A 24697-nucleotide genomic window follows, 5' to 3' on the forward strand; every position below is an offset into this window, starting at 1 on the left:
CGAGCCTCTTGCGGGACCCATGCCATGGCCTTGATGATCACCGACGACTGCATCAACTGCGATGTGTGCGAGCCCGAGTGCCCGAACCAGGCGATCTCGATGGGTGCGGAGTACTACGTGATCGACCCGGGCAAGTGCACCGAGTGCGTCGGCCACTTCGGCGAGCCGCAGTGCGTGCAGGTCTGCCCGGTCGCCTGCATCCCGGTCAACCCGGAGCACGTCGAGACGCAGGAAAGCCTGTGGGACAAGTACCGGCGGCTGCAGGCGCAGGCCGCCGGTTGACCGTCACCTGATCACTTCGCGGGCTTGCCCTTGGCGGCGGGCACGATGATGCGCACCTCGTCGTCGCCTTGGCGGTCCTTCGCGGACTTGCTCTTCGTCTTGCCGGACTTGCCTTTGGCGGCTTTTGCCTTCGGTGCCGAGGCCGCATGCGCGACCGGCGCGAGGTTCATCGCGCTCGACGGCCGGACGGCGGCTTCACGTGCCAGCCGGTCCTGTTCCATCTTCGAGCCGATCTCGGCCTGCTTGTGTGCCGCCGCTTCGGCCTCGGCGCGCTGCTTCGCGGTGCGGCCATCACGGGCATCGACCGCCTCGCCATCGGCACACGGCAGCTGAGAGTAGACGTTGTGGTCGGGGCCACAGCGGTACACCGTCGGCCCAGCCATCGCGCTCGAGCACGACAGGGCGCTCAGCATCGCGATCAGCGCCGGCTTCATTCGGTTTTCTCCACGGGCACCCCAGGGGCGTCAGGCGCCGCAGGCCGCGGCGGCTTCGGGCGCGGAGGCTTCGCGTTCAGCTTCATCGTCGCGCGCTCCATCTCGCCGGCGGCGATCAGGTCGAGCACGGTCATCGTCTTCGCGATGGTCTCTTCGATCGCATCACGCGCCTCGGGCTTGGGCTTGCGCAGCACGTAGTCGATGACCTCGGCCTTCACGCCCGGGTGGCCGATGCCCAGCCGCAGCCGCCAGTAGTCGGCGGTGCCGAGTTGCGCATGGATGTCGCGCAGCCCGTTGTGGCCGGCATGGCCGCCCCCGCGCTTGAACTTGGCCTGGCCGGGCATCAGGTCGAGCTCGTCGTGGGCGACCAGGATTTCCTCGGGGGCGATCTTGAAGAAGCGCGCCAGCGCCGCGACCGACTTGCCCGACAGGTTCATGTAGGTCTGCGGCTCCAGCAGCCAGACCGGCCCGTCGGGGCGGTTGACCCGCGCGACGAGCCCGAAGTAGCTGCGCTCGGGCACGAGCGAGGCCTTCCATTCGCGCGCGACCGCATCGATCCACCAGAAACCGGCGTTGTGGTTGGTCGCTTCGTATTCCGGCCCGGGGTTGCCGAGGCCCACCATCAGTCGAATCATCCGCGGATTATCGACTGGGGGCCCGGCGTGCCGGACCGGTACAGGTTTACTTCACTGCTTCACCAGAGGCGCCACGCCGTTCGCGAACGGCCAGCCCTGCGTCTCGTCGGTGCCGATTTCCCAGTCGAACGCGCCGCGGATCGTCGGGTGGTTGGCCTTGACCTGGTTCCAGGTGTCGATCGCCTGCTGGCGCGTCATGTAGTTCGTGACGCCGGCATTGATGCCGAAGCCGACGACCACGTGCTCCGCGCCCAGCAGCCCGACCCATTCCTTGATGCTGTTGACGACGTAGGCCGGGTCGGCCAGGTTCGGGCCGTCGTAGTACTGCGGCGCGCAGTAGTCGATTGCGCCAGCGTCCACCATCGACTTGCAGAACACCTTGTCGACCGAGTTCCACGGCGCCGGCGGCGCGCTGATGACGAAGCCGGGGAACTGGCGCTTGAGCTCCAGGCTGATCCAGATCATCTCGTTGGTGTCCGGCGCCTGGCTGCCTTCGAAGGTGTTCCAGTCCATGCCGTCGAGGCCGCCGAGCTGGTTCGCGATCCCGACCACGCTGTTGACGAAGGTCTGCGACTTGGTGCGGTTCGGGAAGCTCATGCCGTTGCCGGCGCCGCCGACCGACAGGATGATCTTGCGGCCCTGTGTCGTGCGGGCGTACTGGATGTCGGCCTTCAGGTTGGTCGCGGCACCGCGGCCATCGCCGGGGGCGCTCCAGGTGACCGCGCCGGTCGTGCCGGGCGAGCCGCCGACCGGGCGCGCGGCGAACAGGTAGACGAGGTTGTAGTTCGCCGGCAGGTCGCGGATGCGCAGCGGCGAGGGCTTCCAGTCGGGGTAGTAGCCGCCGGCGATCTTGGCCGGCAGGCCGCCCGGGTTCCCGTTGCCGCCGTCGCAAGTGGTCGGCTGCCAGTACCAGGTGCTGATCGTCGGGTTGGTCGCGTCGCTGCCGTTCGCGGTGACGTTGACGAGCTTGTAGTAGTTGCCGTTCGGCAGGTAGTGCACGACCGTGCCCACGGTGCGGTAGACGGTGCCCTCGACCCAGTCGACCGCGCCGCAGCTCGCGGCCTGCGTCAGCTTGTACGACGAAACGAAGTCGTTGAAGCCCAGCGGCACCAGGTTGGCGTTGTCGGCGGCGAGCTTCAGCGAGCGGCCGCCGTAGTTCGAATGCTCGAACAGCTCGACCTGGTAGCCGCTGCGCAGCTTGATCGACGACGCGCGGTCGTTCCAGGCGCTGCCGATCCAGCCGCTGCCGGTGCCGCTGCAGGTCGACGCACCCTGGTAGTTGACGTGCTCATAGAAGCACACCGCGTCGGCGTCGGCCGCCTGGGCGGCGGGGGCGAGTGCGCTCCCCAGCGCCAGCAGCGCGGCCCAGCCGGCCCGCCGCAGTGGATGGGTGATGGAAATCGACATGCTTGCTCCCCGGGGTTGGATGGGGCTGGACGGTAAGCCCATCGGCGTGTGCAAACCGTGTCTCAAACGTGACGACTGAAACCGCTTTCAATCTGCGTGCCCATAAAAAAGCCCCGCCAAGGCGGGGCTTCGTGCGGGCAGCAGGCCGGAGGTCTCAGCCTCGGTTCTGCTTCTCGCTCTTCTTGGCCTTGGTCGGGGCGGCGGCCACCGGGGCCACGACCACCGGAGCGGCTTCTTCTTCGACCGGCATCGAGGTCGAGACGATCACCGGGTTCGGCTTGCCCTGCGTGACGACCTTGATGCCGTCAGCCAGCTTCAGGTCGCTGACGTGCATCGACTGACCCTTGGTCAGGTCGGCCAGGTCGACGGTCAGGAACTCGGGCAGTTGCGAAGCCAGGCACTGGATCTTCAGTTCGGTGGCGACGTGGTTCACCAGGCAGCCGTCGGTCTTGACGGCCGGCGAGTTTTCCTCGTTGATGAAGTGCAGCGGCACCTTCTTGACGATCTTGGTGGTGGCATCGACGCGTTGGAAGTCGATGTGCAGCACGATCTGGCGGAACGGGTGCATCTGGTAGTCACGCAGCAGCACCTGTTCGGTCTTGCCGGCCAGTTCCATCTCGAGGATCGACGAGTGGAAGGCTTCCTTCTTCAGCGCATGGAACAGCGCGTTGTGATCGAGTTCGATCATCGAAGGGGTGCCGGCGCCATAGACGATGCCGGGAACTTTTTCAGCCAAGCGCAGGCGGCGGCTCGCTCCGGTCCCCTGCAGCTTGCGCTCGAATGCGACGAATTTCATGTTGACTCCAAAAGATTGGAAGACACCCGCGACCAGGCGTCTCGAATGGGGCCTTGCGGCCCCGCGAACTCGACCGGCGCCAAAGCGCCGGCCGTCGTCTGCGGATCAGAAATTGCTGTTCTGTTCCGCGAACAAGGAAGTCACCGATTCACCGTCGGAGATCCGACGGATGGTTTCGGCGAACAGGAATGCCACCGACAGCGGACGCACCTTCGAGCAGGTCTTGCCCTCGTCGCTGAGCGGGATGGTGTTGGTGATGACGACTTCGTCGAGCTGCGAGCCCTTGATGCGCTCGATCGCCGGGCCGGAGAACACCGCGTGCGTGCAATACGCATAGACGTTCTTCGCGCCGCGTTCCTTCAGCACCTCGGCCGCCTTCACCAGCGTGCCGGCGGTGTCGATCATGTCGTCCATGATCACGCAGTTGCGGCCGTCGATGTCGCCGATCACGTGCATGACCTCGGAGACGTTGGCCTTCGGGCGGCGCTTGTCGATGATGGCGAGGTCGCAGCCGAGCTGCTTGGCCAGCGCCCGGGCACGCACCACGCCGCCGACGTCCGGCGACACGACCACGAGGTCTTGATACCGCTTGCTCTGCAGGTCCGACAGCAGCACCGGCGACGCGTAGATGTTGTCGACCGGGATGTTGAAGAAGCCCTGGATCTGATCGGCGTGCAGGTCCATCGTCAGCAGGCGCTCGACGCCGACGGCCTCGAGCATGTTGGCGACCACCTTGGCGCTGATCGGCACGCGCGTCGAACGCGGGCGGCGGTCTTGCCGGGCATAACCGAAGTAGGGGATCACGGCCGTCACGCGGCGGGCCGAGGCGCGCTTCAGTGCATCGACCATGATGCACAGCTCCATCAGGTTCTCGTTCGTCGGCGCGCAGGTGGGCTGGACGACGAAGATGTCACGGGCGCGGACGTTCTGCTGGATCTCGATGGCGACTTCACCGTCGGAGAAGCGGCCGACCGAAGCCTTGCCGAGTTCGATGCCGAGATGCGATGCGATCTCCTGCGCGAGGGCGGGATTGGCATTGCCGGTGAACAGCACGGTGTTGAAAAGCACGTTTCCTCCGTCGACGCTCTTGTGGGGTGCGTTGCGGGGTGCATCGAGGGGCGCATTCATGGTCCAGCGCACCCACCCTTCCGTTTCAGCCCCGCGTGCGCTGGTGTGAGCACCGGGAAACAAGGCACATCAAAGAATTTGGCAGGGGAGGAAGGACTCGAACCCTCGCATGTCGGAATCAAAATCCGATGCCTTAACCAACTTGGCGACTCCCCTACACCGGTCGACCGCAATCATCGGATTGCGACCCACCTTCAACTTTTTCAGTCTCTGCGCAGCATTGGCAGTCTCTACCAGCCCTGCAAGGGATGCTGCACCAGACTTCGGCACATCCGACCCACCCAACCCGACGGCAGGTCCGTCGGCATTGTCGCCGTGGGTACGTCGGCTGTGCTCTTCAAGATACCAGCCCTGGAGAACACCGCACTGCCTGAGCCCGTCATGCGGCTGTTGCCGAACCGGGCCTCGAGCAGACGGGCGGCTTGCGCCACCTCGGAACACTGGCTCTCGGCAGGCGGCTGCAAATCGTTGCGACCGAACCCATCGAGAAGGCTTTGTATTCCGCCGTCCTCAAGGAAGCCTGCGACTATAGCAGCATCTGTATTGCGAACCAACAGGGGGCTGAGAAAGATGCCACGGGTTTCGATGCTTGCTGCGGGTTTCACGACGGCCAGCCATTGCGCGGGCAGCTCCAACGGCGTCAGTTTCTCGCCGATGCCCTCGACCCACGCAGGGCCGCGGCCGAGGAAGAACGGCACGTCGGCACCCAGCGTCAGCCCGAGCGCCATCAGCTGCTCGCGCGGCCAGTTCAGCTGCCACAAGCGGTTCAGCGCGAGCAGCGTGCTGGCCGCGTCGGAGCTGCCGCCGCCCATGCCGGCGCCCCAGGGCACCTGCTTGTCGATCGAGATGTCGGCGCCGAGCGGCGTGCCCGACGCCGCCTGCAAGGCCCGCGCAGCGCGCAGGCACAGGTCGTCGGCCGGCAGCGTGGCGCTCAGGTCATGGCGCGCGAGCTGCCCGTCGCGGCGCAGTTCGATGTGCAGCGTGTCGGCCCAGTCGATCAGCACGAACACCGACTGCAGCAGGTGGTAGCCGTCGTCGCGCCGGCCGATGATGTGCAGGAACAGGTTCAGCTTGGCCGGCGCGGGCACGTCGTACAGGGCGGTCAGGCTCATCGGGAGGCGGCGTTCTTGAAGCGACGGCGATCAAGGGCGATCGATGCGCGCACGCACGACGACGGCTGGCGCTTGCGCGCGCTGCGCCACCACCCAGCCCTCGTCGAAGCGGGCGAGGTCGACGTCCCAGCCCAGTTGCTGGAAGCCCGCTTCGGCCGGCGGCACGGACGGACGGCTCGGCGCCCCGGCCCAGGCGCGCCCGCGCAGCCAGTCGAACAGCGCGACGATCGGCAGGCTCTCGCCGAGCATGTCCTGCGTCAGCGCGTCGAGGTCCGGGTAGCTGCGTTGTTCGCCGCCGGTGGTCAGCAGCGCCTTGCGGCCGGACCAGCGCGCCTGCGCGATCGTCGTGCCGAGGGGGGTCGACAGGTCGAGCCGGCCGTCCTGCGGCGTGCCCTGCAGCTCGAAGCTCGCGCTGACCGAGCGCGCCGGGGTCGACGGCGTCGCGTCGACCTTCACCGACATCCGCCCCGACAGCGATTCGGACGACGCGGTCGGCGTCACCGGCTGCAGCGTCGTGCAGCCAGCCAGCATCACGCCGGCCAGCAGCGTCGCGAGGGCTCGCAGGCTCACAGGTCGACCCGCAGCCGCGCGAGCGTTTCCTTCAGCACGTCGTTCGCGTTGTCGCGCGTGCGGGCGTCGCGAAGCACCTTGCGGGCTTCATCGCGCTGGCCGCTGATCCACAGCAGCTCGCCCAGGTGGGCGGCGATCTCGACGTCCGGCCGCGAGCGGTAGGCCTGTTGCAGCAGGCGCAACGCTTCAGGGCGGTTGCCCAGCCGGTACTCCACCCAGCCCAGGCTGTCGGTGATGAAGGGCTCGCCCGGCGCCAGGTCGAGCGCCTTGCGGATCAGGTCGCGCGCCTCGGGCAGGCGCTGGTTGCGCTCGGCGAGCGAGTAGCCCAGCGCGTTGTAGGCATGGTGGTGATCGGGCTTCAGCTCGATGACGCGGCGAAGCAGGCGCTCCATCTCGTCCATGCGGTTCAGCTTCTCGGCCATCATCGACTGCTCGTACAGCAGGTCGGGATCGTTCGGGAAGCGCTGGTTCGCCTTCGCGAGCACCGTGTTGGCCTCGTTCCATTGCTTCACGTCGCGCAGGATCTGCGCTTCGGCGAGCAGCTTGGCACGCGCGTCTTCGGTGGTTTTCTCGGGCGCGCGGCGGATCAGTTCGCGGGCGTCCTTGACCTTGCCCTGGCGGGCCAGCAGCGAAGCGCGCCGCGTCTGCACCTCGAGCGCACGCTGCGGGCTGTCGACCTTCTTCAGCCAGGCTTCCGCGCCGGCGTAGTCGCGCTGCTGCTCTGCCGCCTGCGACAGCAGCAGGTAGGCCTGCACCAAGCCCTGGTCCGTGGTCGGCGGCGCTTCGTCGTCATCGTCGTCGCCGCCGGGCAGGACCGGCGCCGGCGCCGGCGCCTGCGTGAGGCTGCCGCTGCCGGCGCGCTGCACGTACTGCATCAGCGCGGCCTGCGCTTCCTTCGGGTGGCGCAATTCGAGGTGCAGCGCGCCGAGCGTGAGCCACGGCGTCGGCAGCTGGGGCTCGGCGCGGGTCACTGCCTCGAGTTGCGGCACCGCATCGGCATAGCGTTGCGCCGAATTCAGCACCCGCGCGTAGAGCAGGCGGAACGAGCTGCTCTTCGGCTGGGCGTCGAGGTAGTCGGCGATCAGCGGCTCGACCGGCTGGCCGGTCGTCAGCAGCTCCAGCGCCAGCAGCGCCGGGCCTTCGGCGTCGCGGTCAAGTGAATGGGCCTGCTGCGCGAGTTCGAAGGCGCGCTTCGCATCGCCTGCCGCGAGCCACGCGCGGCCGATCGCGACCCGCGCCGCGGCGCGCGTCTCGGGAACACCGAAGGCCGGTTCGAGCCAGGCCTGCAACTGGGTCGCGGTCTGCGTCTTGTCGGTGGTGCGGGCGAACAGCCGCGGCAGCGAGGCGATCAAGGCGCCGCGTTCGTTGACCGGCGTCGCCGCGAGCATCGCGCGCACCGGTTCGTCGGCCTCGGCCTGCCGGTTCAGCGCGATCAGCAGCCGCACCTGGTAGCCCATCGCCTCGACCGAATCGGGGATCGCGCTGCGCCAGGCCTGCGCGGACGCCAGCGCCTGGTCGCCGGCGCGCGCCTGCAGCGCGATCTCGGTGGCGCGGCGGAACAGCTCGGGGTCGCGCGTCTTGCGGGCGGCGTCGAGCAGCACCTGGTAGGCGGTGCCGACCTCGCCGGAGCGCAGCTCCATCTCGCCGATCAGCAGTTGATAGAAGAGCGGCGCGTCGATCGTCGAGTTCTCGAACGGCTCGGGGGGGACGCCGCTGGCGGCTTCGGAGGCCGGGGCGGGCAGGGCGCCGTCACCCGGGGGCGGCACCTGGGCCTGCGCACCGGTCATCAGTGCCAGCGCACAGGCCACCGCGAGCGCCGTGCGCGCTGCGTGGGGAACGAGGGAAAGGGCCGGCATGCAATGCTCTCCTGAAACCGTGGACGATTCTAGGGTCTGGTGAGCGCCCCCGGAGAAGACCCCGGAGAAGCGGCGCAAGCCCCCGCAGCCGGTCCGACCCGGGCGCGTCGTGATAATTCCCTCCATGCCAGAACTTCCGGAAGTCGAGGTCACCCGACAAAGCTTTGCCGAGCGCATCGCCGGTGCCCGCGTGACCAGCGTGCGCCTGGGCAAGCCACTGCGATGGCCGCTCGGCCACGAGCCGGCGGCGCTTGTCGGACAGCGCGTCGGCGACGCGACCCGCCGAGGTAAATATTTGTGGCTGCCGTTGTCGGCCGATGTCGAAGGCCGGGCCGGGCTGCTGATGCACCTCGGCATGTCGGGCTCGCTCGCGTTCAGCGACCAGCCCGGCCCGCCGGGGACGCACGATCACTTCGACCTCGCGACCACCCGCGGCACGCTGCGCCTGACCGATCCGCGGCGCTTCGGCGCGGTCGTCTGGTCCGAGGCGCTCGACGGCGGCACGGCGGGCAAGCTGATTGCCGGTCTCGGGCTGGAGCCCTTCGATCCGGCCTTCACCGGCGCCTACCTGCATGCGGCGCTGCAGCGGCGGCGCATCGCGATCAAGCAGGCCCTGCTCGGCGGCGACATCGTCGTCGGCGCCGGCAACATCTACGCCTGCGAGGCGCTGTTCACCGCCGGCATCAACCCGCGGCTGCGCAGCGACCGCCTGAGCCGCCCGCGCGCCGAGCGGCTGGCGGTGGCGGTGCGCGAGACGCTGGCGCGGGCGCTCGCGCTGGGCGGCTCGACGCTGCGCGACTTCCGCGATGCGCACGGCATGGCCGGCGCGTTCCAGCTGCAGGCCGGCGTCTACGGCCGCGAAGGCGAGCCCTGCAGCGTGTGCGCGACGCCGATCCGCCGCATCGTGCAAGGCCAGCGCTCGACGTTCTTCTGCCCGCACTGCCAGCGCTGAGTCAATCCCGAATCGCCGCCCGGGAGCCCGCCACAACCCCAAGGAATCGACACTTCGCGCCGGGCTCGGGTGTCGAGATGTTTCCACCGGAGGTCGTCCGACGACCTTGCGCTACCATGAAAGCGCGACGCGCCTCTTGCCTGCGCGCCCGCCCACCCATGTCAACTTCCTTTGCTAGCAGCGTCGATGAGCTGGGCCAGTGGCGACAGTCGATCGGGCGCCGGCTCGACGAGTTCGGCCGCTTCCTGACCGACAACGACCTGGCCGATCCCGCGGCCAGCGAAGCGCTGGACGCGTTGCGCCGCAACCTGGTGGGCGAGAAGCTCGTGGTGGCCTTCGTCGCGGAGTTCTCGCGCGGCAAGTCCGAGCTGATCAATGCGATCTTCTTCTCAGACACCGGCCGCCGCGTGCTGCCGGCCACGCCGGGCCGCACGACGATGTGCCCGGTGGAACTCGGCTACGAGGCCGGCGAGGCGCCGGCCCTTGCGCTGCTGCCGATCGCGACCCGCCTCGAGGGCCTGTCGCTGGCCGAACTGCGCGGCCAGCCGAAGGCCTGGGGCCACATCCCGCTCGACATCCATTCGCCCGACCAGCTGACCGAGGCGCTGCGCGAGGTGATGCGCACGCAGTGGGTGTCGGTCGACGATGCGCGCGCGCTCGGCTTCTGGAGCGACGACAACGGCGAGGACAACCCGCCGACGAACGACGCCGGCGAGGTCGAGGTGCCCGCCTGGCGCCACGCGATGATCAACTACCCGCACCCGCTGCTGCAGCGCGGCCTGGTGGTGCTCGACACGCCGGGCCTGAACGCGATCGGCGCCGAACCCGAGCTGACGCTGAGCCTGCTGCCGGCCGCGCACGCGATCGTCTTCATCCTCGGCGCCGACACCGGCGTCACCAAGTCCGACATGACGATCTGGCGCGACCACCTCGGCTCGCCGTCGAGCTCGGCCTTCGTCGTGCTGAACAAGATCGACGCGCTGCAGGACCCGCTGGCCACCGTCGAGCGGGTGAAGGAGCAGATCGAGCAGCAGCGCCAGTCGACCGCGCGCACGCTGGATGTCGCGGCCGAGCGGGTGTTCCCGCTGTCGGCGCGCCAGGCGCTGGCCGCGCGCATCGACGGCGATGTCGCGGGCCTGGCGCAGAGCCGCCTGCCCTTCCTCGAAGAAGCGCTCGGCGCGCAGTTGCTGCCGCAGCGCCGCGAGGCCTTCCAGCAGACGGTGATGGAATCCGCCAACCGCATGGAGGCGCAGGTCAACCGGCGCCTCGGCGACCGCCGCCGGCAGATGGCCGAGCAGGTGCTCGAGCTGCGCGGCTTGCGCGGCAAGAGCGGCGCCAAGGTGCGCCTGATGCTCGAGCGCGTGCAGGCCGAAACCACCGAGTTCGAGCAGTGCACTGCTCGGCTGCAGGCGATGCGCATGGTGCACAGCCGCATGCTGAAGAACGCGCTGCTCGACCTGACCAGCGACCGCTTGCGCCAGGAGGTGGTCGAGATGCAGGGCGCGATGACCGCATCGCTGCTGCACCTGGGCGCGAAGAAGGCCTTCATCGCGCTGTGCGGCCGCCTGCGCGAACTGCTCGAGGCGGCGCAGGTGCGCGGCATCGAGATCCACGACATGCTCGGCGCGTCGTTCGCGAAGCTGAACGCCGAGTTCGGCTTCAGCCTCGCGATCACGAAGGCGCCCGACTTCGGGCGTTTCATCAACGACCTGACGCTGATCCAGCGCAACTACGTGCAGTACCTCGGGCTCACGCAGGCGCTGCGGCTGTCGCAGCCGAAGTTCATGGAGCAGTTCCGCCGCATGCTGGTGTCGAAGCTGCGCGTGGTGTTCGAGAACGCGAGCGGCGAGTTCGAGTTGTGGAACAAGACCGCGTCGGCCCAGGTCGATTCGCAGCTGCGCGAACGCCGCCGCGGATTCCGCCGGCGCCGCGAGGCGCTGGAGCGCATCCAGTCGGCCGCCGGCGACCTGGAGCAACGCCTGTCCGAGCTGGAGGCGCAGGACGCGCAGTTGCAGCAGTTGCAGGCGCGCAGCACCGAACTCGGCAACCGGCTCAAGCAGCAGGCGCAGCGCGAGCTGACCGGCACGGCGAGTGCATCCCCCAGCGGCGCGATGCCGCTGTACGCGGCCCAGGCCTGAGTTGTCACCCCAGGACAGTTTCGCGAAGCCGCTGATCGCGTGGCAGCGGGAGCACGGCCGCCATGCGTTGCCGTGGCAGCAGACGCGCGACCCGTACCGCGTGTGGCTGTCCGAGATCATGCTGCAGCAGACCCAGGTCACGACGGTGCTGGGCTACTACGCGCGCTTCCTCGAACGCTTTCCCGATGTGCAGGCGCTGGCCGCCGCGTCGCAGGACGACGTGCTCGCGCTGTGGAGCGGCCTCGGCTACTACAGCCGTGCGCGCAACCTGCATGCCTGCGCGAAGGCGGTGGTGGCGGAGCACGGCGGCGCGTTCCCGCGCAGCAGCGCGGTGCTGCAACAGTTGCCGGGCATCGGCCGCTCGACCGCGGCGGCGATCGCGGCCTTCTGCTTCGGCGAGCGGGTCGCGATCCTCGACGGCAACGTCAAGCGCGTGCTGACGCGCTTCCTCGGCTTCGACGGTGACCTGGCCGAGGCGCGCCAGGAACGCGCGCTGTGGGATGAGGCCACGCGCCAGTTGCCCGACGACGGCATCGAGTCATACACACAAGGGTTGATGGACCTCGGCGCCACGCTGTGCATCACGCGTTCGCCGAGCTGCCTGCTGTGCCCGGTGCAGGCCGGTTGCCAGGCGCTGCGCGAAGGCGCGCCCGAGCGCTACCCGTTGAAGACGCGCAAGCTGAAGCGCGGCCGGCGCAGCAACGCCTGGCTGTGGCTGCAATGGGGCGAACGCCTGTGGCTGGTGCAGCGGCCCGGCAGCGGTGTGTGGGCCGGGCTGTGGAGCCTGCCGGAGTTCGACGCGCCCGAGGCGCTCGACGCGGCGTCGGCCGACTGGCCTGGCACGCCGCAAGGCCTGCCGATGTTCACGCATGTGCTGACGCACCTCGACTGGACGCTGCAGCCGGTGCGCTGGACCTTGCCGGGCGATGCCGCGGCTGGCGAGGTGGCCGCGATCACCGCGACGCTCGCGGGCGACGGTCAACGCGGCGAATGGGTCACGCTGCCGCAGGCGCTCGCGATGGGCCTGCCTGCGCCGCTGCGCAAGCTGCTGACCACCACGCCTACTTGACGACGCCCTTGCTGCGCAGGAATTCGTCGACCAGCTGAAGCCGCACCGCGGCGTCCGGCAGTTCCATCAGCTTCTGTTTCGCGGCCAGCGAGATCGGCAGGATCTCGCACCAGCGGTTCGCGACCCAGCCGGCGTTGTCGAACAGGAAGGGCTTCAGGAAGGGCTGCGCGCCCTGCTGCTTCAGCGTCGCGATCGCGTTGGCGAGGCCGCGCACCGTCTCGATCATCGCGTCGGTCGGCAGCGAGACCTCGTCGTCGGCGAGCAGGTCGACGTTGGCGAGCCACAGGCCGTCGGCCTGCTGGCGCATCCGGTTCACCGCGAAGCGCCGGGTGCCGCGGCAGCGCACCTGCAGGATGCCGGGCTGCGTGCTGTCGACGTCGAGCAGCTCGGCCAGCGTGCCGGTCTCCTCGAGGGCCACCGGTTCGCCGGGCTTGCGCACCTCGGCGCCCTGGCGCAGCGAGACGACGCCGAACGGCGTGTTCTCGCGCAGGCAGGCGCTCATCAGGTCGAGGTAACGCGCTTCGAACACCTTCAGGCTCAGCAGCCCGCCAGGAAACAGCACCGCCTGAAGCGGGAACAACGGAAGGTCGGTGGTGGAGATGTCGGAAGTCATTCAACGGCGCGGCCGGGTGGGCCGCGTTTTCAATCGCGGGCGTCGAGCTCGCGGTGGCGAATCAATGTACCGCTGCGCGCGGCAAAACGCTTCGCCAGGGATTCGGTGAGGTAGACCGAGCGGTGCTGGCCGCCGGTGCAACCGATGGCAACCGTCAGATAGCTGCGCTGGTCGCGTTCGAACGACGGCAGCCAGCGTGCAATGAAGGCTTCGATCTGGGCCAGCATCTCGGCCACTTCGGGTTGGGCTTCCAGGTAGGCCGCGACCTCGGGATCGCGGCCGGTCTGCGGGCGCAGCTCGCGGATGTAGTGCGGGTTCGGCAGGATGCGCACGTCGAACACGAAATCGGCGTCGAGCGGCACGCCATGCTTGAACGCGAACGACTCGAACACCAGCGTCAGCCGGTGCGCCATCGCCTTCACCAGGTCGCGCATCCACAGGCGCAGCTGGGCGGGGCGCAGCTGGCTGGTGTCGACGACGGTGGAGACCTCGCGCAGCTCGGCGAGCAGCTCGCGTTCGAGTTCGATCGCTTCGGTGAGCGCGCGGTGGCCGTCGGCCGCGCGGTCGTCCTTGCGGCGGCCGGGCGACAGCGCCGAGGCCTCTTGCGACAGCGGGTGCGGACGGCGCGATTCGGAGAAGCGGCGCACCAGCGTGTCGGTGTTCGAATCGAGGAACACCGAGCGGATCGCGATGCCTTCGCCGCGCAACTCGGCGATCAGCGGCAGCAGGTGGGGCAGCGAGCCGGCGCTGCGCACGTCGACCGCGATCGCGACGCGGCGCATCGAGCGTTCGTGCTCGAGCCGCAGGAAATCGCGCAGCAGCTCGGGCGGCAGGTTGTCGACGCAGAAGAAGCCGGCGTCTTCGAGCGCATGCAGCGCGACCGACTTGCCCGAGCCGGAGATGCCGGTGACGAGCACGACCTCGTGTGGCGACGCCGCGGCCGGCGCCGTTGGAACATCCGGCGGGATCTCGTTCATGGGATCGCGCTCATGATTTCTTGCGTCCGCGCGGCGCAGGCGCCAGCGCATCGGCGGCCACCGACAGCATCTCCTGCGCGTGCGCGAGGCTGGTGCCCGACATGCGTTCGCCGCCCAGCATGCGGGCGATCTCGGCGACGCGCACCTCGCCGGCGACGGCGTGGATGTCGCTGTGCGTGCTGCCGGCCTCGGTGCGCTTCGAGACGACGTAATGCAGGTCGGCGCAGGCGGCGACCTGCGGCAGGTGGGTGACGGCGAGCACCTGGCGGTCGCGGCCCAGCTGCTTCATCAGCCGGCCGACGGTGTCGGCCACCGCGCCGCCGACGCCGGAATCGATCTCGTCGAAGATCAGCGTGCCGGCGGCATCGGCGCCTTGCGAGAGCTGGCTGGTCGTCACCGCGATCGCGAGCGCGATGCGCGACAACTCGCCGCCCGAGGCCACCTTGCCCATCGGCCGCGGCGTGCTGCCGGCGTGGCCGGCGACCAGGAACTCGGCCGACTCGAGGCCGAAGGACTGCGGCGCCTCTTGCGCGGTCAGCGCGACCTCGAAGCGGCCGCCGGCCATGCCGAGCTGCTGCATCGCCTGCGTGACGGCCGCGGCCAGCTTCGGGGCCGCCGCCTTGCGCGCCGCGGAAACGCGCTTCGCTTCGGCGCTGAACGCCGCATGGGCCGAAGCCAGCGCGGATTCGAGCGCGTCGAGGTCGGTGGCGGCGTCGAGCGCGCGCAGCTCGTCTTTCCACTGGTCGAGCAGCGCGGGCAGCTCGGCCGGCGCGCGGCGGTAGCGGCGTGCCAGGCTGACCCAGGCGGACAGGCGCTCGTCGAGTTCCTGCAGCCGCTCGGGCTCGAGCTCGGTGTGGTGCAGGTAGCCGCTGAGCGTGTGCGCCGCATCCTGCAGCTGCGCCTGCGCGCTCTGCAGCACCTCGGCCACGTCGGCGAGGCGGGTGTCGAATTCGGCCACATTGCCGAGCGCATCGGCGGCGCTGCTGGTCAGCGATTCGGCATTGACCTCGGCCTCGCTCAGCGCGTCGAGCGCGCTGCGGGCGGCGTCCATCAGCGCCTGCGAGTTCGACAGCCGGTGGTGGTCGGCATTCAGCGTCTCCCACTCGTCGGCTTCGGGGCCGAGCTTGTCGACCTCGCCGATCTGCCAGGCGAGGCGCTCGCGCTCGCGTTCGAGGTCGGCCTGCTGGCTGCGCGCCTTGTCGAGCGCATCGCCGGCGGCCTTCCAGCGCGACCACACCGCGCCGAGCGGCGCGACGTCAATGCCGGCGTAGGCATCGAGCAGCGCGCGCACCGAGGGGCTGCGCGTGAGGCTCTGCCACGCGTGCTGGCCGTGGATGTCGACCAGGTGGTCGGCCGCCTCGCGCAGCTGCGCGACGGTGGCCGGGCTGCCGTTGACCCACGCGCGGCTCTTGCCTTGCGCGTCGATGACGCGGCGCAGCAGCAGCGTGTCGGCGTTGTCGAAGCCGGCGTCGTCGAGCCAGGCCGCAAGGCTGTCGGGGGCGTCGAACTCGGCGCTGATGTCGGCACGGGCCGCGCCTTCGCGCACCACGCCGGCGTCGCCGCGGCTGCCGAGCGCCAGCTGCAGCGCGTCGATCAGGATCGATTTGCCGGCGCCGGTCTCGCCGGTCAGCACCGAGAAGCCGCCGGCCAGTTCGACCTCGAGCGAGGTCACGATGACGAAGTCGCGCAGCGCGAGTCGTTTCAGCATGGGGTCAGAGTCCGGCGTTCCAGTGAAGTTTTCCGCGCAAGGTCGCGTAGTAGCTCCAGCCGCGCGGGTGCAGGAAGCGCACCTGGTGCGCCGAGCGGCGCACGATGATGCGGTCGCCGTGCAGCAGGCTCGCGAGGCTTTGCATGTCGAAGCTGACGCTCGCATCGCGGCCGGCGACGATCTCGATGCAGATCTCGCCGATGTCGGGCAGCACGATCGGGCGGTTGGAGAGGTCGTGCGGCGCGATCGGCACCAGCACCCAGCCGGCGATGCCCGGGTGCAGGATCGGGCCGCCGGCCGACAGCGCGTAGGCGGTGGAGCCGGTGGGCGAGCCGACGATCAGGCCGTCGGCGCGGTGGTTGGCGACGAATTCGTCGCCGATGTCGATCTTCAGCTGCACCATGCTGGCGGTGGCGCCGCGGCTGACGACCACGTCGTTCATCGCGATGCCTTCGAAGATCACCTGGCCGTCGCGCCAGACGCCGCCTTCGAGCATGGTGCGGCGTTCTTCTTCGTAGTCGCCGGCGATCATCGGTGCGAGGGCTTCCTCGAACTGGTCGATCGGCAGGTCGGTGATGAAACCCAGGCGCCCCTGGTTGATGCCCACCAGCGGCAGGTTGAAGGGGGCGAGCTGGCGGGCGATGCCGAGCATGGTGCCGTCGCCACCGACCACGACCGCGAGGTCGCAGTGCTGGCCGAGCTGTTCGGGGGTCAGCGCCGGGTAGTCGGTCATGCCGGTGTTGCGCGCCGTTTCGGCTTCGAGCGAGACCTCGAGTCCTTGCCGGCCCAGAAATTGCGCAATGTCCTGCAGCACCCCCCGCATTCCGAGGGCCTGGTACTTTCCCACCAGCGCTGCGTGTCGAAAACGGGTCGGCATGCGCGGGATTACACCACAGCGCCCCTCGCGAACCGGGGCGGAAAATGGCCTCGCGCCTACAATGAAAGCATGCTGGACGAGCGAGCCAAAACACTGCTGAAAGCGCTGGTCGAGCGCTACATCGCCGACGGGCAACCGGTGGGGTCGCGCACGCTCTCGAGGGCGTCGGGGCTCGACCTGTCGCCGGCGACCATCCGCAACGTGATGGCCGACCTGGAAGAGCTGGGGCTGATCGCGAGCCCCCACACCAGTGCGGGGCGCATCCCGACGGCGCGTGGTTACCGGTTGTTCGTCGACACGATGCTGACCGCGCAGCCGCTCGACCTGGCGCGTGCGACGCCCGCGATGGAGCAGCCGCAACTGCACCCCGACCAGCCGCAGCGCGTGATCGCGAACGCGGCGCAGCTGCTGTCCAGCCTGTCGAGCTTCGTCGGCGTGGTGACGGCGCCGCGCAAGACGAGCGTGTTCCACCACATCGAGTTCCTGCGGCTGTCGGAGCGGCGGGTGCTGGTGATCCTGGTGGCGCCCGATGGCGACGTGCAGAACCGGGTGATCTTCACCGCGCAGGACTACACGCAGAGCCAGCTGGTCGAGGCGAGCAACTACCTGACCGCGCAGTACGCCGGCCTGACGATCGAAGAAGTTCGCGAGCGGCTGAAGACCGAGGTCGATGCCTTGCGCGGCGAGATCGCGGCGCTGATGCAGGCGGCGGTGCAGGCCGGCAGCGAGGCGATGGCCGACAGCCAGGAGCAGGTGGTGATCTCCGGCGAGCGCAACCTGTTGACGGTGCAGGATTTCAGCAGCGACATGGGTTCGCTTCGCAAGCTGTTCGACCTGTTCGAGCAGAAGACGCAGCTGATGCGTCTGCTCGACGTGAGCAGCCGCGCCGAGGGCGTGCGCATCTACATCGGCGGCGAGAGCATGGTGGTGCCGTTCGAGGAGCTCTCGGTGGTGTCGGCGCCGTACGAGGTGAACGGCCAGGTGGTCGGCACGCTGGGCGTGATCGGGCCGACGCGGATGGCCTACGACCGGATGATCCAGATCGTCGACATCACGTCGCGGCTGGTGAGCAATGCGCTGAGCCAGAAGTAGGTCCGTTCGGCTGCACAGCAGCGCGAGTTGCCCACCTACAATCGCGCTCTCTCCCCGAGGGCCGTTAGCTCAGTTGGTCAGAGCAGAGGACTCATAATCCTTTGGTCGCTGGTTCGAGCCCAGCACGGCCTACCAAATTCTGCGGGTGATCACGGGAGTGATCACGCTTCAGAACGCAGGGAGTCAGCGAGGTGCGAGCTGTCGGTGCACCTCTTGCGCGACGCGCAGCAGATCCTTGCGGTCGGAGCCACCGGAGATGGCATAGCCGAACTGCTTGTCGACCCAGTAGAAGACGTTCACTGGCCCGTCGCGCCCGAAGCTGAAGGCCGTGTTGCTGCCGTCAGCGGCCGAGGGTGCCTCCCGCGTCACGTACAAGGTCATGCGCTGACCGGCGGCGTCGTTGTACATGAACTGCGCAACCGGACCCTTGTCGCCAGGCAGCAGCCGCCCGCCGATCAGTTCGTAGCCGACGGTCTTGAGCAGTGGTGGCCTGACGTCCGAACCCAAGCGCTTGGACAGCCATGACACGAGCGCCTGCTCCTCGTCGGCGCCGACTTCCACCGGTCGACGAACGTCGGGGCTGTAGACGACGTGGGCCACGGCTGCGCGACGGGCGAAGCCATGCAGGGCTTCATCGGTCGACGCCACCTGTTCTTGCGTCGACCGCGCACCTTCGGCATAGGCCAAGCGCACGCGTTCCGCATCGACCGATCCGCGCGCCCACCACGATGACCCCGCACTCAGCGCGGCGATCGCGATGCCGGCCGCGAGGCCGCGCCACGGCACGGGCTGGATGCGGCGTTGCAGCAGGGCCGGTATGCGCGCCGGCAGATGCGGCGGCACCGCCTCATGCAGCACGGGGTCGAGCAGGCGATGCAAGGCCTCGTTCTGTTGCTGCCAGGCTTGCACGCGCGCCAGCTCGCTCGGGTGGGCGTCGAGGTACATCATCACCTCGGCATCGCGTGCCGGGCTCAGCTGGCCGTCGACGTGGGCGTGCAGGTCGGCCTCGGTGATCGGAGCGCCGGGGCCTTGTGGTGTCAGTTGAAGATGGTCCATGGTCGTTACTTCACCCGCTGGATTCTGGATTGCATGGTGCGGCCCTCGAGCTCGGCACGAAGCCGCTCGCGAGCCCGCGACAGGCGCGACATCACGGTGCCGATCGGCACGCCGATCGCGCTCGCCACGTCCTGGTAGCTCATCTCCTCGAGGCCGACCAGCAACAGCACCTCGCGCTGCTCGGCCGGCAGCCGGGCCAGCACGCGCTCCAGGTCGCGCAGCTCCAGCCTGTCGGCCTGCATCGGCCGCTCGGGCTGCTCCGGCAGTTCGGAGTCGACGAGTTGCTCCGGATTGCTGCGCTGGCTGCGCACGCGGTCGATGAACAGGTTGTGCATGATGCCGAACATCCAGGCCCTCACCTCGCCGCGCCGCTGCCACAGCGAGAACTTGCTGCAGGCCCGCTCCAGCGTGTCCTGCACCAGGTCGTCGGCACGCTCGCGGTCGCCCACCAATCCCCGCGCGTAGCGGCGCAGGTGCGGGATGCCCGCGACGATCTCGGCTTCGTCCTCTGAACGCATGGTGGCGGCTCGGTGAGGTTCAGGGCGTGATGACGTGCCAGACGTCCTTGAACTTGTCGCCGGTGCGGTCACCGGGCTTGGCGTCGGCAGCGTACAGGTAGACCGGCTTGCCGTGGTGGGCCAGCTGGCGGCTGCCGTCGTCGCGTGTCACGACCTGGTCGGCGCGCGTCTCGGCGGGTGCCGGCACCGGCGGCCACAGAGCGGCGCAGCCGCCGTTGCAGGTGCTCCTGCCGCTGCCCGCCACGTCCTTGTCGAAGGTGTAGACGGTCATGCCGGCGGCATTCACGGCCACGCCGTCGACCACCTTGAGCGGCGGCTCGACATGCGCGAGCGATGCGAGCGTGACCGCGGCCAGCACTGCCCCGATGAGAGTTCGTTGGATCATCATGGCTCGCACCCGCTCAGTAGGCTGCGGTCTTGGCGACCGGGGCGGCGCTGATCGACAGCTTGGGGTCGATCTGCCAGGTTTCGGAGACCAGCAAGTTGTCGCGGTACACCAGCGCGTAGCGCACCTTGATCGGCATCTTGCCGACGAACAGCAGGTTGGCGGTGACGGTCGAGCCCTTGGGGTTGCTCGACTCCTGCACGTTCTCGACCATGACGGTCAGGTTGCCCTGCGAACCGGTGAACTTCTCCCAGACGCCGCGGATGGCGTCCTTGCCGAGGTAGCTGCCGTCCAGCGGTCCGCCGACCCATTGCAGCTGGGCGTTGTCTTGATAGCCGCGCATCAGCACCTGCACGTCACCGCTGCCGATGGCGCGGAAATGGGTGTCGGCGTTGTCGCTGGCGGGGCTGGCGATGGCATGGCCCGCGACGGTGAGTGCGGCGAGCGAAAAGAAGGAGAGGGATTTCATGGCGGTGTCTCTGCGTGAGGTGTGGATGACATCTGCACAGACGGAGGAGCCCACCGCAATATTCCATGCAGGCCGGACCGGCGTGCGAACATGCCCGCGTGAACGGTACGTCAACCCTCTGCCGCGTGGCTTGCGCGCGCTGCCTGCGGCCGCAGGTGACCTGTTTGTGTGCGCTGGCAAAAGCGACCGCCCATCGCACCGAAGTGCTGGTTCTGCAGCACCCGCATGAACAGCGGCAGGCCAAGAACAGCGTCGCGCTGCTGCGTCTGTCTCTGGCGCACTGCGAGGTGGTCGTTGGCGAGCGCTTCGAGCCTGGGGCGTTGGCGGCCCTGTTGAAGAGGCCTGGGAGGGACACGCGGCTGCTCTACCCGGACGTGCCTATGGCCCCGGCGTCGTCAGCCGCTGGGACCACGGCGGGTGCGTCCGTGCGTCTGGTGGTCATCGATGCGACGTGGCGCAAGAGCCTGCGCATGCTTCTGGAGCACCCGACCCTGGCGGCGCTGCCGCGGCTGTCGCTGGACGCGCCAGCGCCGACCCGCTACCGCGCGATTCGCGCGGCGCGGCGAGCTGACCAAGTCTCGACACTGGAGGCTACCGTGCAGGCGCTGGCGACACTGGAGGGCCCGTCCTTCGACGCCGCGCCGCTGCTCGACGCATTCGGCCTCTTCGTCGCGGGCGTTGCGGCCCGTCAGCGGCATCAGGACCCGTGATGTCGATTTGGCTTCCCGTCGTTCGTCGTTGGGTATGAGGTGCCTCGGGCGGGCGCACCCACCGTTCAACTCAACAGGAGCGAAGACATGTCCTACATCGATGGTTTCGTGATCGCGGTCCCCACCGCCAACAAGCAGAAGTTCATCGAGCACGCGCGCCATTTCGACCAGATGTTCATCGAGCTGGGCGCGATCCGCGTGATCGAAGGCTGGGGCGACGACGTCCCCGACGGCAAAGTGACCGATTTCCGCCGCGCAGTCCAGGCCACGGGTGAGGAGACGGTGGCCTTTTCGTGGGTCGAATGGCCGGACAAGGCCACGCGCGACGCCGGCATGAAGAAGATGATGGAAGACCCGCGCATGGATCCTTCCACGCCCGGCAACCCGCCCATGCCCTTCGACGGCAAGCGCATGATCTTCGGCGGCTTCGAACAGGTGGTCGAAGTGAAGGCTTGAGGGGCGACCTCGTGACTCTTCTCACGCACCGGCGCGGCGACGCCCTCGGATCGCCGTCGGCGCAAACCCGAATCACTCCCTGGACCGGATGGCAAAACGCGAGGATCAGGCGGTCTGGCGCAGCGCCTTGGCCGCCGACACCATGTTGGTCAGCGCCGGGATCACCTCGGCCCACTGGCGCGTCTTCAGCCCGCAGTCCGGGTTGACCCACAGCCGCTCGGCCGGCACGCGTTCGGCCGCCTTCTTCATCAGCTGCACGATGTGCTCCTGCGTCGGGATGTTCGGCGAATGGATGTCGTACACGCCCGGGCCGATCTCGTTCGGGTACTTGAAGTTCTCGAAGGCATCGAGCAGCTCCATGTCCGAGCGCGAGGTCTCGATCGTGATCACGTCGGCGTCCATGTCGGCGATCGACGCGATGATGTCGTTGAACTCCGAATAGCACATGTGGGTGTGGATCTGCGTCTCGTCCTCGACGCCGTTCGCGGTGATGCGGAACGATTCGACCGCCCAGTCGAGATACCCCTTCCACTGCGACTTGCGCAGCGGCAACCCTTCGCGCAGCGCGGCCTCGTCGATCTGGATCACGCGCACGCCAGCCTGTTCGAGATCCAGCACCTCCTGGCGGATCGCCAGCGCGAGCTGGTGGCAGGACACCGAGCGCGGCTGGTCGTCGCGCACGAAGGACCAGTTCAGGATCGTCACCGGGCCGGTCAGCATGCCCTTCATCGGGCGCTTCGTCAGCGATTGCGCGTAGCGGATCCACTCGACCGTCATCGCCTTCGGCCGGCTGATGTCGCCGAACAGGATCGGCGGCTTCACGCAGCGCGAGCCATACGACTGCACCCAGCCGAACTGGCTGAAGGCGTAGCCGTCGAGCTGCTCGCCGAAGTACTCGACCATGTCGTTGCGCTCGGCCTCGCCGTGCACCAGCACGTCCAGGTCCAGCGCTTCCTGCTCGCGCACGCTGCGCTGGATCTCGGCCTGCATCGCGGCCTTGTAGCCGGCTTCATCCAGGCGCCCGGCCTTGAACTCGCTGCGGGCGTGGCGGATGTCGGCGGTCTGCGGGAACGAACCGATGGTGGTGGTGGGGAAGGGCGGCAGCTTCAGCAGCGCGGCCTGCTTCGGGGCACGCGTCGCATAGGCGCTCTTGCGCTCGCCGAGCGCGGCGTTCAGCTTGGCGACGGCGGCCTTCACCGCCGGGTTGTGGACGCGCGGCGAACTGCGGCGCGCCTCGATGGCGGCCTGGTTGGCGGCCAGCTCGGCCTTCACCGAATCGCGGCCGTTCTTCAGCGCGGCGGCCAGCAGCCGCAGCTCGTCCAGCTTCTGCAGCGCGTACGCAAGCCACGACTTCAGGTCGGCATCCAGCTTCTGCTCGCTCGCCAGGTCGACCGGCACGTGCAGCAGCGAGCACGAGGGCGCGATCCACAGCCGCTCGCCCAGGCGCTCCTTCAGCGGCTCGATCCAGTCGAGCACCGCGTTCAGGTCGGTCTTCCAGATGTTGCGGCCGTTGATCACGCCCAGCGACAGCACTTTCAGCGGCGACAGGATGTTGAGCAGCGGCTGGATGTCGTCGCGGCCGTTGATCGCGTCGATGTGCAGCCCGGCCACCGGCAGGTTGGCGGCGAGGTGCCGGTTCTCCTCCAGCGGGCCGAAGTAGGTGGCCAGCAGCAGCTTGACGCGGCTGCTCTTCAGGTCGTGGTACGCGGTGTTGAAGGCGTGCTGCCAGTCGGCATCGAGTTCGGTCACGAGGATGGGCTCGTCGATCTGCACCCACTCCACGCCCGCGGCGGCGAGCTTCTCCAGCAGCTCGGCGTAGACCGGCACCAGGCGTTCGAGCAGCGCGAGCCTGCTGGAATCGTCCTTCGCCTTGCCCAGCGCCAGGTAGGTGACGGGGCCGACGATCACCGGCTTGGCCTTGACGCCGGCCTGGCGCGCTTCTTCCAGCTGTTCCAGCAGGCGCGAGGCGTCCAGCTTGAACTGCGTGGCCGCGGTGAACTCGGGGACGATGTAGTGGTAGTTGGTGTCGAACCACTTGGTCATCTCGCCGGCGGCGACGCCACCGCCGCAGCAGCCGGCGTGGGCCTCGGCCCCTCCCGTTGCCTGGGCTGAGCGGCCGCGCGCGACGCGGAAGTAGTTGTCCAGCACATCGCCGTGGAAGCCCTGCACCCGCTGCGGCAGGTTGCCGAGCGTGAAGCTCATGTCGAGCATCTGGTCGTAGAACGCGAAGTCGCCGACCGGAACGAGGTCCAGGCCGGTCTGGTTGATCCAGTGGCGCTGGCGCAGGTGGGCACCGAGGGCCTTGAGTTCGTCGCGCGAGGATTCGCCCTTCCAGTAGGACTCCAGCGCGAATTTCAATTCGCGCTTGGCGCCGATGCGGGGAAAGCCGAGGTTGTGGGTCGTGGTCATGGCGGAGGCAATGGCGATCGTGGAAAAACAACCCCAGGTTACGTAGCCTTTTGCATGAAGTAAAATGGTATTAATTTGACAATCCATGAGAACAGCTCATACACATGCTGGAGCGAAGTCATCTGGCCATCGTTCAAGAGGTCGAGAAGCAGGGCTCGTTGACGGCGGCTGCCGCGGTGCTGTGCCTGACGCAATCGGCCCTCAGCCATTCGATGAAGAAGCTGGAGCAGCAGCTGGGCACCGACATCTGGTTGCGCGAAGGCCGCAGCCTGCGGCTCACGCAGGCGGGGCAGTACGTGCTGGCGGTGGCCAACCGCGTGCTGCCGCAACTCGACCTGGCCGAAGAGCGGCTGCGCCAGTTCGCGCAGGGCGAGCGCGGCGCGCTACGCATCGGCATGGAATGCCACCCGTGCTACCAGTGGCTGCTGAAGGTCGTTTCGCCGTACCTCGCAGCCTGGCCCGACGTCGATGTCGACGTGAAGCAGAAATTCCAGTTCGGCGGCATCGGTGCGCTGTTCGGCTACGAGATCGACATGCTGGTGACGCCCGACCCGCTCTACAAGCCGGGGCTGCGCTTCGAGCCGGTGTTCGACTACGAGCAGGTGCTGGTCGTCGGTCGTGATCATCCGTTGGCGGCGGCGGCCTACGTCAAGCCGAAGCAGTTGACGCCGGAGGTGCTGATCACCTACCCGGTCGCGACCGACCGGCTCGACGTCTACACGCAGTTCCTGATGCCGGCCGGCGTGACGCCCAAGGCGCACAAGACCATCGAGACCACCGACATCATGTTGCAGATGGTCGTCAGCGGCCGCGGCGTCGCGGCGCTGCCGCGCTGGCTGGTGGAGGAGTACGCGCGGAAGATGGATGTCGTGGCCGTGCGCCTGGGGCCGCGTGGCATTGCCAAGCAGATCTTCCTCGGTGCCCGCGAGGCGGACACCGACATCGACTACCTGCAGGCCTTCATCGACCTGGCGCGCCGGTCGCCATGAAAAAAGAGGCCTGTCCCGATCAGGGAAGGCCTCTCGACGCGCAGGCCACACACCCGGGC

At 68.5% G+C, this 24697-nt stretch carries 25 protein-coding genes and 2 tRNA genes; 9 read left to right on the forward strand and 18 right to left on the reverse strand.

The window, feature by feature from the left end:
* The first annotated feature begins 24 nt into the window (after nucleotides 1-24).
* Nucleotides 25-282 (forward strand): YfhL family 4Fe-4S dicluster ferredoxin, encoded by a 258-nt coding sequence (locus tag BUE42_RS03840; protein WP_073462905.1) that lies wholly within the window; start codon nucleotides 25-27, stop codon nucleotides 280-282.
* 11 nt (nucleotides 283-293) lie between these two features.
* Here BUE42_RS03840 and BUE42_RS03845 read toward each other — a convergent pair whose 3' ends face one another.
* From BUE42_RS03845 to BUE42_RS03890, 9 genes are all read right to left on the reverse strand, one after another.
* Entirely contained in the window at nucleotides 294-716 is a 423-nt protein-coding gene (locus BUE42_RS03845; protein ID WP_073462907.1) for a hypothetical protein, read from the reverse strand.
* The gene (gene pth / locus BUE42_RS03850) at nucleotides 713-1351 is read right to left on the reverse strand and encodes an aminoacyl-tRNA hydrolase (RefSeq protein ID WP_073462909.1); all 639 of its coding nucleotides are present in this window, start codon (nucleotides 1349-1351) and stop codon (nucleotides 713-715) included. The genes BUE42_RS03845 and pth overlap by 4 nt, the downstream gene beginning before the upstream one ends.
* A gap of 51 nt (nucleotides 1352-1402) precedes the next feature.
* On the reverse strand, nucleotides 1403-2758 hold the full coding sequence (locus BUE42_RS03855; protein ID WP_159445363.1) for a peptidase inhibitor family I36 protein: 1356 nt from the start codon (nucleotides 2756-2758) through the stop codon (nucleotides 1403-1405).
* Nucleotides 2759-2912: 154 nt separating this feature from the next.
* Entirely contained in the window at nucleotides 2913-3554 is a 642-nt protein-coding gene (locus BUE42_RS03865; protein WP_073462911.1) for a 50S ribosomal protein L25/general stress protein Ctc, read from the reverse strand.
* A gap of 105 nt (nucleotides 3555-3659) precedes the next feature.
* Complete coding sequence (locus tag BUE42_RS03870) at nucleotides 3660-4622, reverse strand: ribose-phosphate pyrophosphokinase (protein ID WP_056809748.1); 963 nt, start codon at nucleotides 4620-4622, stop codon at nucleotides 3660-3662.
* A 139-nt stretch (nucleotides 4623-4761) separates the two neighbouring features.
* A tRNA-Gln gene (locus BUE42_RS03875) sits at nucleotides 4762-4838 on the reverse strand.
* 74 nt (nucleotides 4839-4912) lie between these two features.
* A complete protein-coding gene (gene ispE, locus BUE42_RS03880) occupies nucleotides 4913-5794 on the reverse strand; it encodes a 4-(cytidine 5'-diphospho)-2-C-methyl-D-erythritol kinase (protein ID WP_083613857.1) in 882 nt (293 codons plus the stop codon).
* Between the two features lie 30 nt (nucleotides 5795-5824).
* On the reverse strand, nucleotides 5825-6364 hold the full coding sequence (locus tag BUE42_RS03885) for an outer membrane lipoprotein LolB (protein WP_083613858.1): 540 nt from the start codon (nucleotides 6362-6364) through the stop codon (nucleotides 5825-5827).
* Entirely contained in the window at nucleotides 6361-8220 is a 1860-nt protein-coding gene (locus BUE42_RS03890; RefSeq protein WP_073462912.1) for a tetratricopeptide repeat protein, read from the reverse strand. The genes BUE42_RS03885 and BUE42_RS03890 overlap by 4 nt, the downstream gene beginning before the upstream one ends.
* 124 nt (nucleotides 8221-8344) lie before the next feature.
* On the opposite strand from BUE42_RS03890, the gene mutM reads away from it, so the two are divergent.
* The 3 genes from mutM to mutY all read left to right on the forward strand — a co-directional run bounded on the left by mutM (nucleotide 8345) and on the right by mutY (nucleotide 12379).
* Entirely contained in the window at nucleotides 8345-9172 is an 828-nt protein-coding gene (mutM, locus tag BUE42_RS03895; RefSeq protein ID WP_073462913.1) for a bifunctional DNA-formamidopyrimidine glycosylase/DNA-(apurinic or apyrimidinic site) lyase, read from the forward strand.
* A 158-nt stretch (nucleotides 9173-9330) separates the two neighbouring features.
* The gene (locus BUE42_RS03900; RefSeq protein ID WP_073462915.1) at nucleotides 9331-11310 is read left to right on the forward strand and encodes a dynamin family protein; all 1980 of its coding nucleotides are present in this window, start codon (nucleotides 9331-9333) and stop codon (nucleotides 11308-11310) included.
* A 1-nt stretch (nucleotide 11311) separates the two neighbouring features.
* Nucleotides 11312-12379: an A/G-specific adenine glycosylase gene (gene mutY / locus BUE42_RS03905; protein WP_073462917.1), complete on the forward strand. Its 1068-nt coding sequence runs from the start codon at nucleotides 11312-11314 to the stop codon at nucleotides 12377-12379.
* On the opposite strand, the gene BUE42_RS03910 is transcribed toward mutY, so the two are convergent.
* Genes BUE42_RS03910 through BUE42_RS03925 form a run of 4 tightly spaced genes read right to left on the reverse strand, consistent with a single transcriptional unit; the run spans nucleotide 12372 to nucleotide 16554 of the window.
* Nucleotides 12372-12992, reverse strand: coding sequence for an LON peptidase substrate-binding domain-containing protein (locus BUE42_RS03910; RefSeq protein ID WP_073462919.1), 621 nt, complete (start codon nucleotides 12990-12992; stop codon nucleotides 12372-12374). The two genes, mutY and BUE42_RS03910, sit on opposite strands and share 8 nt — an antisense overlap.
* A gap of 29 nt (nucleotides 12993-13021) precedes the next feature.
* Complete coding sequence (rapZ, locus tag BUE42_RS03915) at nucleotides 13022-13969, reverse strand: RNase adapter RapZ (protein WP_073462921.1); 948 nt, start codon at nucleotides 13967-13969, stop codon at nucleotides 13022-13024.
* Nucleotides 13970-13979: 10 nt separating this feature from the next.
* Nucleotides 13980-15677 (reverse strand): DNA repair protein RecN, encoded by a 1698-nt coding sequence (gene recN / locus BUE42_RS03920; RefSeq protein WP_073462923.1) that lies wholly within the window; start codon nucleotides 15675-15677, stop codon nucleotides 13980-13982.
* A 4-nt stretch (nucleotides 15678-15681) separates the two neighbouring features.
* On the reverse strand, nucleotides 15682-16554 hold the full coding sequence (locus BUE42_RS03925) for an NAD kinase (RefSeq protein ID WP_073462925.1): 873 nt from the start codon (nucleotides 16552-16554) through the stop codon (nucleotides 15682-15684).
* A 69-nt stretch (nucleotides 16555-16623) separates the two neighbouring features.
* Between BUE42_RS03925 and hrcA the strand changes: the two genes are divergently transcribed.
* Both hrcA and BUE42_RS03935 read left to right on the forward strand, forming a co-directional pair.
* Nucleotides 16624-17646, forward strand: a complete 1023-nt coding sequence (gene hrcA / locus BUE42_RS03930) for a heat-inducible transcriptional repressor HrcA (RefSeq protein WP_073462926.1) — start codon at nucleotides 16624-16626, stop codon at nucleotides 17644-17646.
* A gap of 58 nt (nucleotides 17647-17704) precedes the next feature.
* Nucleotides 17705-17781, forward strand: a tRNA-Ile gene (locus BUE42_RS03935).
* Nucleotides 17782-17829: 48 nt separating this feature from the next.
* Here the strand turns inward: BUE42_RS03935 and BUE42_RS03940 are convergent.
* From BUE42_RS03940 to BUE42_RS03955, 4 genes are read right to left on the reverse strand one after another with little or no spacing between them, the layout of a single operon-like run.
* Complete coding sequence (locus BUE42_RS03940; protein ID WP_073462927.1) at nucleotides 17830-18702, reverse strand: anti-sigma factor family protein; 873 nt, start codon at nucleotides 18700-18702, stop codon at nucleotides 17830-17832.
* Nucleotides 18703-18707: 5 nt separating this feature from the next.
* Nucleotides 18708-19220 (reverse strand): RNA polymerase sigma factor, encoded by a 513-nt coding sequence (locus tag BUE42_RS03945; RefSeq protein WP_073462929.1) that lies wholly within the window; start codon nucleotides 19218-19220, stop codon nucleotides 18708-18710.
* A 19-nt stretch (nucleotides 19221-19239) separates the two neighbouring features.
* A complete protein-coding gene (locus tag BUE42_RS03950; protein ID WP_235002110.1) occupies nucleotides 19240-19605 on the reverse strand; it encodes a COG4315 family predicted lipoprotein in 366 nt (121 codons plus the stop codon).
* Between the two features lie 16 nt (nucleotides 19606-19621).
* Nucleotides 19622-20074 carry a nuclear transport factor 2 family protein gene (locus tag BUE42_RS03955; protein ID WP_073462933.1) on the reverse strand — a complete coding sequence of 151 codons (453 nt, stop codon included), beginning with the start codon at nucleotides 20072-20074 and terminating at the stop codon, nucleotides 19622-19624.
* A gap of 65 nt (nucleotides 20075-20139) precedes the next feature.
* Here BUE42_RS03955 and BUE42_RS03960 point away from each other — a divergent pair, with 65 nt between their 5' ends.
* The gene (locus tag BUE42_RS03960) at nucleotides 20140-20784 is read left to right on the forward strand and encodes a tRNA-uridine aminocarboxypropyltransferase (protein ID WP_083613859.1); all 645 of its coding nucleotides are present in this window, start codon (nucleotides 20140-20142) and stop codon (nucleotides 20782-20784) included.
* Nucleotides 20785-20871: 87 nt separating this feature from the next.
* On the forward strand, nucleotides 20872-21240 hold the full coding sequence (locus BUE42_RS03965) for a DUF1428 domain-containing protein (protein WP_073462937.1): 369 nt from the start codon (nucleotides 20872-20874) through the stop codon (nucleotides 21238-21240).
* 105 nt (nucleotides 21241-21345) lie between these two features.
* On the opposite strand, the gene metE is transcribed toward BUE42_RS03965, so the two are convergent.
* Nucleotides 21346-23649: a 5-methyltetrahydropteroyltriglutamate--homocysteine S-methyltransferase gene (gene metE, locus BUE42_RS03970; protein WP_073462939.1), complete on the reverse strand. Its 2304-nt coding sequence runs from the start codon at nucleotides 23647-23649 to the stop codon at nucleotides 21346-21348.
* 104 nt (nucleotides 23650-23753) lie between these two features.
* Here metE and BUE42_RS03975 point away from each other — a divergent pair, with 104 nt between their 5' ends.
* The gene (locus BUE42_RS03975) at nucleotides 23754-24638 is read left to right on the forward strand and encodes a LysR family transcriptional regulator (RefSeq protein ID WP_073462941.1); all 885 of its coding nucleotides are present in this window, start codon (nucleotides 23754-23756) and stop codon (nucleotides 24636-24638) included.
* Nucleotides 24639-24697 lie beyond the last annotated feature (59 nt).

The organism is Rhizobacter sp. OV335, from assembly GCF_900142965.1.
Classification (GTDB): Bacteria; Pseudomonadota; Gammaproteobacteria; order Burkholderiales; family Burkholderiaceae_C; genus Rhizobacter.